This window comes from Mycobacterium sp. E3251, assembly GCF_001666835.1.
Taxonomy (GTDB): domain Bacteria; phylum Actinomycetota; class Actinomycetes; order Mycobacteriales; family Mycobacteriaceae; genus Mycobacterium.
On sequence record NZ_LZJF01000086.1, the window covers coordinates 20,641 to 30,465 of the forward strand.

Consider the following 9,825-nt stretch of genomic DNA (forward strand, 5'->3'; position numbering starts at 1 on the left):
GTGACGCGAACAATTGCGCGCCTTGGGAACTGGTCGACAATAGTCGCGCTCGTGGGTGCCGCGGTGTTTTTCGCCGCACCCGCGTCGGCCGATCAAAAAGACGATGCGTTCATTTCGGAGATTCAGCGCAACGGGATCGTCTTTTCCGACCGCGGCGCCGCGATCGCCGCGGGGCACAACATGTGCGCGGGACTCGATTCCGGGAAGACGCCAACCTCGTTGGTGCTCAACGTGGTACGGGCAACCGATCTGTCGGCGCACGAAGCCGGCTATCTTCTCGGCGCCTCGGTGGCGTCCTACTGCCCACAACACAGGGCCGCTATCGGCGCTTCGGTCTCCTGACCGTTATCCGGCGCGCTCCCCGGGCAGCTTGCCGTCCCGCGACGCCGCCGTTTGCTGACCACCGTGGGCGAGCTCGAGCCGGCGTTCCGCGAGGACCAGCAGATGCCTGAGTCGTTGTCCGTACAGACCCACCGAATCGTGGGTGAGCATGTCGTCGTGCGCGCAGTCGACGGAGTAGGTGAGAATCTCGCCGGAGACGAGCGGCCGCCACGACTGGGACAGGAACGCACCGCGGTCACCCCCGTCCCCCGCGGCGGAGAAGATGGTGATATCGCCGTCGAAAACGCCGGGCCGGTGGGTTCGGTAGCGGTCGATGTTCTTGCGGAGGTTCTCGGCGAGCAGGTCGACGAGCCGCTCGGATCGCGAGCCTTCCGGAAGCCGTGGTTCGCCCGGCCCGTCACCGTGCGGGACGACTCCGCCGGCAGCACCGTTCATGGTGGGTTGGGCGTCGAGCAGGATCAGGCGGCCGATTGCGCATCCGCGCCGCTGCAGCTCCACCGCGACTTCGTGCGCGATGACCCCGCCGAACGACCAGCCGAGCAGGTTATAGGGCCCGGAGGGATGAATCTCCTGCAACCTGTCGGCATAGTTTTCCGCCATCTCGCGGATTGATCGAGGTTCGGTCTCTTCGCCCTGCCGGGTCTGCTGAATACCGATGATCGGGCAGTCCAGGTAACTGCCGAGCACCTGATACGGCCAGCTCACGCCGCCCGCCGGATGGATGCAGAACAACGGGGTGCCTGCGCCCCGCTTCAGGGTCTGGATGGGAACCACGTCCTGGGTGGTGGTCGTGTCCGTGCCCAGCCGCTGGCTCAGGGTCCGGACCGTGGGCGCGTCGAACAGGGTGCGCACCGCGAGGTCGACCACCAGGTTGGTGTTGATCGTCGCGATCAGGCGCATCGCGGAAATGCTGTCGCCGCCCAGGTCGAAGAAGGAGTCGTCGACGCCGACCCGCTCCACACCGAGCACCTGAGCGAAGCTGCCGGCGAGGATCTCCTCGGTCGCGTTCGACGGGGCCCGGTAGCCGCCATCGGTGTACTCGGGCGCCGGCAGGGCGCGGGTGTCCAGCTTGCCGTTGGGCGTCAGCGGCAGCGCGTCGAGTCCCACCACGGCCGTGGGGACCATGTAGCCCGGCAGTCGCCCGGCCAGCGCCGTGCGCGCCTCGGCGGGATCGGCCGTTCCGGTGACATAGCCGACCAGGCGTTTGTCCCCGGGGCGGTCCTCTCGGGCGATCACCACCGCCTGCTGCACGCCGTCCAATCGGGCCAGCGCGGCCTGGACCTCGCCCAGTTCGATGCGGTAGCCGCGGATCTTGACCTGCTCGTCGGCGCGACCCACGTACACCAGCTGCCCGTCGTCACCCCAGAGCACCAGGTCCCCGGTGCGGTACATGCGCGCCCCGGGTTCGCCGAACGGGCAGGCCACAAACCGCGAACCGGTCAATCCGGCGCGCCCGACGTATCCGGCGGCCACGCCGGTTCCGGCCACGTACAACTCGCCCACCACGCCGGCGGGCACGGGCCGCAGCCAGCCATCGAGCACGAACAACCCGGCGCCGGGCACCGGCGAGCCGATCGGCGGCGTCCCCGAGCCCGCAGCCAGCGGGGCGCTGATCGCCACGCACATCGTCGTCTCGGTCGGGCCGTAGGCGTTGACCATCACCCGACCCGGCGCCCAGCGATCGACCACCTCGGGCGGGCAGGCCTCGCCGGCCATCACCAACGCCACCGAATCCAGGCCCGCCGGGTCCAGCGTCGACACCGCCGACGGCGTCTGGGTCAGCACGCTGACCCCTTCGTCGACCAGCAGGGCGCGGAAGTCCGCCGGCGAGCGCACCACCGACTCGGGCACCACCACCACTCGCCCGCCGCGCAGCAGCGGGGCGAAGATCTCCCACACCGACACGTCGAAGGCGTACGAGTGGCACTGCGTCCACACGCCCGGGGCGGGCAGACCGGCGTCGAGCGAGCCGATGAGTTGCGTCACGTTACGATGCGTGACCGCAACACCTTTCGGCAGACCGGTGGTTCCCGAGGTGTAGATGATGTACGCGATGCCGTCCGCCCCCGGCACGGGCGGCGCGGTGCGCGGATAGCCGTCGATCGCTGGGTCTTCGATGTCGACGACCCGCACGCCGGTGCCGTCCAGCCGCGACAGCAGTCCCGCGGTGGTGACCGCGGCGACCGGCGCGGCATCGTCCAGCATGAATCGGATCCGCGCGGCCGGGGCGGCCGGGTCGATCGGCAGGTACGCCGCCCCGGTCTTGAGCACCGCCAGGATCGCCACAATTGCCTGCGCCGAACGCGAAAACAGCAGCGCCACAGACTGTTCCGGGCCTGCGCCCTCGGCGACGAGCCGGTGCGCCAAGCGGTTCGCCGCCTCGTCCAGCTCCCGGTACGTCATGGACAGCCGGCCCCAGTTGAGCGCAACGGCGTCCGGCCGGTGGGCGACCTGCGCGGCGAACATCTCCACGATCGACACCGTTGGGGGCACCGGCCGGGTCAGCGCCGCCCGGTTTCCGATTTCGTCCAGGCGGGCGTGCTCCGGCCCGTCGAGCAGGTCGACCGAGGAGAGCCGCCGGGTCGGGTCTGCGGTCATCGTCACCAGCACCCGCTCCAGTCGCTCGGTGAGCGCCTCGATGCTGCCCGCGTCGAAGACGCCGGCGTCGTATTCCACGCGGAGGCCGAGCTGTTCGCCGGACAGGGCGGCCTGCATCGTCAAGGGATAGTGGTTGCGTTCGAACACGTTGAAGTCGGTGATGGACAGCTCGTGGTTGACCGCCATCGCGGACGTTTCCAGCGGGTAGTTCTCGTAGGCGAACAGCGTGTCGAACAGCTTCTCGTGACCGGTCATCCGGTGGATTTCGCTCAGCGACAGGTGCTCGTGCTCGAGCGTGTCGTTGTGGGCGCTTTGCAGCTGGTCCAGGAGTTCCGTGGTGGTGGTCGCCGCCGTGATGCGGGCGCGCACCGGGATCGTGTTGATCATCAGGCCGACCATCGACTCGGCGCCGGCGACCTCGGCCGAGCGGCCCGACACCGTGGTGCCGAACGCGACGTCGTAGTTGCCGGTGAGCCAGGTGAGCAGCTGCGCCCACGCGGCCTGCAGCACGGTGCTGACCGTGGTCTGGCAGGACCGCGCCAGCTCGCCGAGCGCCCGGGTGGTTTCGGCCGGCACCGCGAACGTCGTGAGGCCGCGGGCGCACGGCTTCAACTCGTGCGGCGGCGCGACCAGCGTCGGGGTGTCGAAGCCGGCGAGCATCCGTCCCCACGCCGCCCGCGCGGCATCGAAGTCGCGCTCGGCCAGCCAGGTGACGAACCGGCGGTACGGCGCCGGCGGGGCCAGCCGCTGCCCCGTGAGGCTGGCGAATGTCTCGTTCACCAGGATGGGTACTGACCAGCCGTCGAGCACGATGTGGTGAATGGTCAGCACCAGCCGGTGCCGGTTTTCCCCGGTGCGGATCATGGCCACCCGGAAGGCCGGCCCGTCGGCCAGGTCGTAGACCGCGGCACGCTCGGCGGCGCAGATTTCCCCGATGCCCTCGTCCATGCCCTGGCGGCCGTCGAGCTCGACGTAGCGCCATGCCATCGCCGGCTCGGCGGGGATGATCTGCACCGGCTCGTCGGGCCGGTCCCAGAACCTTGCGACCAGGTGCGGATGCCGGTCGACCACGGTTTGCACCGCGTCGCGCAGGCTGCCCCGGTCGAGCGGGCCGGTCACGCTCATCTCCAGCTGCACCACATACAGGTCGTCGCTGCCCCGCGTGGTGGTGGCGTGGAAGAGCAGCCCCTGCTGCAGGGGGGTCAACGGCAACACGTCGGCAATCGGCCGTTGCCGCTCGAGCTCGTCAATCTCCTGCTGGACCAACCGGGCCGGGAGAATGTCCGACGGGGTCAGCCCGCCACCACCCGACCGCACGTGGGCGCAGATGCCGGTCAGCGCCTCGAACCACAGCCCGCTCAGCCGGGCGAGCTGCTCGCGGTTCAGTGCCGAGGGCGCCCACGTCCAGTTGGCGTGCAGCTGCGGGCCGGCCTCGGTCTCGGCGGTGCCGGCGTTGAGGTCCACGGTGTGCATGAGCGGCATGGGCACCGCCGTGCTGGTGCCGGTCACCGACGAGCCGTCCCGCGAGATGCGCCACAACTCGTCCGACAACTCGGCGGCCGCGCCGCCCAGCCGGCCCAGGTAGTTGAAGCCGATCGTCGGGTCGGGGCCGCCCAGGTCGACCTCGTCGTTCAGGTAGCGCAGCAGCCCGTAGGTCAGGGGTTCCGGCAGGGCCCGCAGCTGCTCCTTGGCCTGCTTGACCACGGCCCCCAGCGCGGCATCACCGGAAAGCACGTCCTCCCAAGGCAATCGACCCACCGCCAAGGACACCGGGTACTTGGTGGTGAACCACCCGACGGTGCGTGACAGGTCCACCCCGGCGGCGAGCTCCTCGTGTCGGCCGTGGCCCTCGACGTCGATGCCCACCGGCGCGCCGCCACCCAAGAATTCCGCCCAGGCCAGCGCGTAACCGATCAACAGGATGTCGTTGATCCCGGCGTGGAAGGCCGCCGGTGCCTCGCCGAGCAGCGTGCGGGTCGTCTCCACGTCCAGTGCCACCGACAGGTGCTCGGCGGTCTCGTAGGTGTCCGTTTCGGGGTGTACCTCCGGTAGCGCGGGCGGCGTCGCCGCGATCCGCTGCCAGGCGCCGGCCTGCTCCACCACCGCGGGGTCGTGCGCGTGCTCGCCCAGTAGGGCCGCCCAGCGGGCAAACGACGTCCCACCCGGCGGCAACGCCACCGGCTGCCCACCCCGGTGCTGCGCCCAGGCAATGTTCAAGTCTTCCAACAGGATTCGCCAGGACACCCCGTCGACGGCCAGGTGGTGGATGATCAGCACCAGCTGTCGGGTGGAAGTCGCCCACAGCGCGCTCAGCATCACCCCGCCGGCCGGGTTCAGCCGGGAGCGCGCCGCGGTCACGGCGGCGTCGGACAACACGTCCACCTGGTGCAGGCGGTCGGCGGCGTCGACCGATCCAGCCTCGGGCACGGTCAGGGACCACTCGTCGTCCACGCGCAGCCGCAGCATGGCGTGCCGGTCCAGCAGGGCCTGCAGCACGGCGACCACGTCGGAGGCGGTGACCCCGGCGGGGGCCTCGACCACCATCGTCTGGTTGAACTGGTCGACCGGACCGTTTACACCCTGCAGCCACCGGATGATCGGCGTCGCCGATAGTTCGCCGATGCCCTCGTCGGCGACGCCGGTGTCGCCGTCGGTCACGCCGACGACGCGGGCCAGCCGGGCCACGGTCTGCTCGACGAAGATGTCGCGCGTCCGGCACGCCAGGCCGGCGGCCCGCGCCCGCGTCACCACCTGCATCGACGAAATGCTGTCGCCGCCCAGGTCGAAGAAGGAGTCGTCGACGCCGACCCGCTCGACGCCGAGCACCTGGGCGTAGATGCCGGCCAGGGTCTCCTCGACGGGACTGCTCGGGGCCCGGTAGCGATCGGCCTCGCGGTATTCGGGTGCCGGCAGGGCGCGAGCGTCGAGCTTGCCGTTCGGTGTCAGCGGCAGGGCGTCGAGCCGCACCACGGCGACCGGAACCATGTACGCGGGGAGCCGGTCGGCCAGCCGGGCGCGCAGCTCGGCGGTGTCCGCCGAACCGGTGACGTAGCCGATCAGGCGCTTATCTCCTGGCCGGTCCTCGCGGGCGATGACGGCGGCTTGCCGCACCCCGCGAAGGTCGGCCAGCGCCGCCTGGATCTCGCCGAGTTCGATGCGGTAGCCGCGGATCTTGACCTGTTCGTCGGCACGGCCCAGATACTGCAGCTGCCCATCGGCGCCCCAGCAGACCAGGTCGCCGGTGCGGTACATGCGTGCCCCTGGCCCGCCGAACGGACAGGCCACAAACCGCGACGCGGTCAGCGCCGCCCGGCGCCAGTACCCGCGGGCCAGCCCGCCGCCGGCCACGTACAGCTCGCCGACCACGCCGGGCGGTACCGGTCGCAGGGATTCGTCGAGAACGAACAACGCCGCGCCGGCCACCGGGTAGCCGATCGGGACGACGGCGGAGCCGGGGGCAAGCGGCGCGCTGATCGCCGCGTACACCGTGGTTTCGGTCGGCCCGTAGGCGTTGATCATCACGCGCCCGGACGCCCACCGGTCCACCAGCTCGGTCGGGCAGGCCTCGCCCGCCACCACCAGTGCCGCCGACTCCAGCCCCCGCGGGTCGAGCATCGCTGCGGCGGAAGGGGTTTGGCTCAGGACGCTGACCCGCTCGGCGACCAGCAAGTCGTGCAGGTCCTCCGGGGACCGCACCACCGCGTCGGGGACCACCACCAGGCGCCCGCCCCGCAGCAGCGCGCCGAAGATCTCCCACACCGACACGTCGAAGCCGTAGGAATGCCACTGCGACCACACGCCGGCGTCCGGCAGGCTGGCGTCCACCGACGCCATCAGCTGGGTGACGTTGCGGTGGCTGACCGCCACGCCCTTGGGCACACCCGTGGTTCCCGACGTGTAAATGAGGTAGGCGACGTCCTCCGGGCTCGGCGCCGGCAACGCGGTGCGGGACTGAGCGTCGACGGCGGGATCGTCCACATCGATGACCGCCACGTCGTGCCCGTCCAGCCGATCGGCCAGCGCGGCGGTGGTGACCACCGCGACCGGCGCGGCGTCGGCGAGCATGAAGCCGATCCGGGCGGCCGGATGTGCGGGGTCGATGGGCAGGTAGGCCGCCCCGGTCTTGAGCACCGCGAGGATCGACACGATCGCCTCGGCCGAGCGGTCGAATAGCAGCGCCACGCACTGTCCCGCGGCAGCGCCGCGGCCGGCCAGCAGGTGGCCCAACCTGTTGGACGCCTCGTCGAGCTCGCGATACGTCCAGGACCGGGTACCGCTGCTGAGCGCCGTCGCATCCGGCGTGCGGTCCGCCTGGGCGGCAAAGGATTCCGGAATCGACGTCGATGCGTCCGCCGGCGCGGCCAGCACCGCGCGGTTGCCGATCTGGTCCAGCCGGGCCCGTTCGTCCGCCTCGAGTAGGTCGACCGACGACACGGAGCGGGCGGGATCGGTGGTCATCGTCGCCAGCACCCGCTGCAGGCGTCCGACGAGTATCTCGATGCTGTCCGCGTCGAACACGTCGGTGCGGAATTCGACCCGCCCGCCAATCCCGGCGGGCTCGTCCGTCTCGGTCCAGCGCTCGGTCATCGAGAAGGTCAGGTCCATGCGGGCGACCTGGGTGTCCAGCGGTATCGGGGTGACCCGAACGTCGCCCAGGGCGAGCCCGGTCGCGGGGTCGTTGTCCTGCCCACCGAAGTTCTGCCAAGCCAGCATCACCTGAATCAGCGGGTGATGCGTGAGGCTTCGGGTCGGGTTGACCCGCTCCACCAGCACCTCGAAGGGCACGTCCTGATGCTCGAAGGCCTCCAGGCTGCGCGTGCGCACTCGGTTCAACAGCTCGGTGAAGGTGGGGTTGCCCGACACGTCGACGCGCAGCACCAAGGTGTTGACGAAGAATCCGACCAAGTCGTCGAGCGCGGGGTCGCGCCGCCCGGCGATCGGAAAGCCCACCGCCACATCGCTACTCGCGCTCAGCTTGGCCAGCAGCACCGCCAGGGCGGCCTGCACCACCATGAAGCTGGTCGCATTGTGTTCGCGGGCCACCGCCGAAACCTGCTGCTGCAAGTCGGCGGGCCAGTCGATCGCCACCGTGGCCCCGCGCTGGTCGGCCACCTGCGGGTAGGGGCGGTCGGTGGGCAGCTGCAACCGCTCCGGCATGCCGGCCAGGGCCTCTTCCCAGTAGGCCAGCTGGGCGGCGATGCGGCTTTCGCTGTCCTTCAGGTCGCCGAACTGGGCGCGCTGCCACAACGTGTAATCCACGTACTGGACCGGCAATTCGGCCCACTCGGGGGCCTGCCCCGCGCACCGGCTGGCGTAGGCGACGCCGAGGTCGGCGGCCAGCGGCCGCAGCGACCAGCCGTCCGCGGCGATGTGGTGCACCACGGCCACCAGCACGTGTTCGTCGTTGGCGACGCGGAACAGCCAGGCGCGCAACGGAATATCGGTCGCCAGGTCGAAGGTGCCGCGTGCCGCGGCCTTGACGGCTTCGTCCAGCCGGCTCGCCGACCAGCCGCTGGCGTCGACGACCTGCCAGCCGAAATCGGCTCGCTCCGCGGGAATGACCACCTGCTGGGGCGTTCCCTCGGGCGCCGCGAACACGGTCCGCAGGCTCTCGTGGCGGGCCACCACGTCGGCCAGCGCCGCACCGAGCGCGTCGGCGTCGAGCCGACCACGCAGGCGCATGGCCGCCGCCATGTTGTAAACCGGTGACGGGCCTTGCAATTGGTCCAGGAACCACAGCCGGCTCTGGGCGAACGACAGCGGGACCACCGCCGGCCGGGGGCCGGCCACCAACGGCTCGAGGCCGCCAGCGCTTTCGCCGATCCGGGGTGCCAGCTGGGCGATGGTGGGCGCCTCGAACACGGCGCGCACCGACAGGTACTCGTCCAGGTCGGTGTTGACCGCGGCGATCAGGCGCATCGCCAGAATGCTGTCGCCGCCCAGGTCGAAGAACGACTGGTCGATTCCGACGCGATCGACCCCGAGCACCTGGGCGTAGATGCCAGCCAGGATCTCCTCGGTGGGATTGGTGGGGGCGCGATAGCCCGAGGCGGTGTATTCCGGTGTGGGGAGGGCGCGGGTGTCGAGTTTGCCGTTGACCGTCACGGGTAGCGCCTCGAGCACCACGATCCCGGCCGGGACCATGTAGCCCGGCAGCCGCTCGGCCAGGGCGGCGCGCATCGCGGCCGGCTCGGCGGCTCCGATGATGTAGCCGACTAGTCGCTTATCGCCGGGGCGGTCCTCGCGGACGACGACCACCGCTTCGTCGACGCCGTCCAAAGCTGCGAGGGCCGAGCGGATCTCGCCGATCTCGATGCGGTAACCGCGAATCTTGACTTGCTCGTCGGTGCGTCCGACGTACTGCAGTTGGCCGTCGGCGCCCCAGCGCACCAGGTCCCCGCTGCGATACATCCGTTGTCCGGGCTCGCCGAACGGGCAGGCCACGAACCGCGACGCGGTCAAGTCGGGCCGGCGCACGTATCCCAGGCCCACCCCGCGCCCGGCGACATACAACTCCCCGATCACCCCGACCGGCACGGGCCGCAACCAGCCGTCCAGCACGAACAGTCCTGTCCCTGGCACCGCCGAACCAATCGGCGGCGCACCGGATTTCGCGGTCAGCGGGGTGCTCATGGACGCGAAGATCGTGCTCTCGGTCGGGCCGTAGACGTTCATCATCGCCCGCCCTGGTGCCCAGCGGTCAACCAGCTCCGGGGGTACGGGCTCCGCGCCGATCACCAGCGCCGCGGAGTCCAGGCCTTCCGGTGACAGCATGCGAACGGCCGCCGGGGTCTGACTCAACACCGTCACCTTCTCGGCCACCACCAACGCATGAAAATCCTTCGGCGAGCGCGCCACCGCCTCCGGGACCACCACCAGCCGCCC

At 70.6% G+C, this 9,825-nt stretch carries 2 protein-coding genes; one reads left to right on the plus strand and one right to left on the minus strand.

Annotated elements, in window-relative coordinates; genetic code table 11:
• Positions 1-51: 51 nt before the first annotated feature.
• The gene (locus tag A5697_RS12000; RefSeq protein WP_231972051.1) at positions 52-342 is read left to right on the plus strand and encodes a DUF732 domain-containing protein; all 291 of its coding nucleotides are present in this window, start codon (positions 52-54) and stop codon (positions 340-342) included.
• Between the two features lie 3 nt (positions 343-345).
• Here A5697_RS12000 and A5697_RS12005 read toward each other — a convergent pair.
• Positions 346-9,825: non-ribosomal peptide synthetase (locus tag A5697_RS12005; RefSeq protein WP_156673265.1), on the minus strand; the 9,480-nt coding region annotated here is incomplete at its 5' end.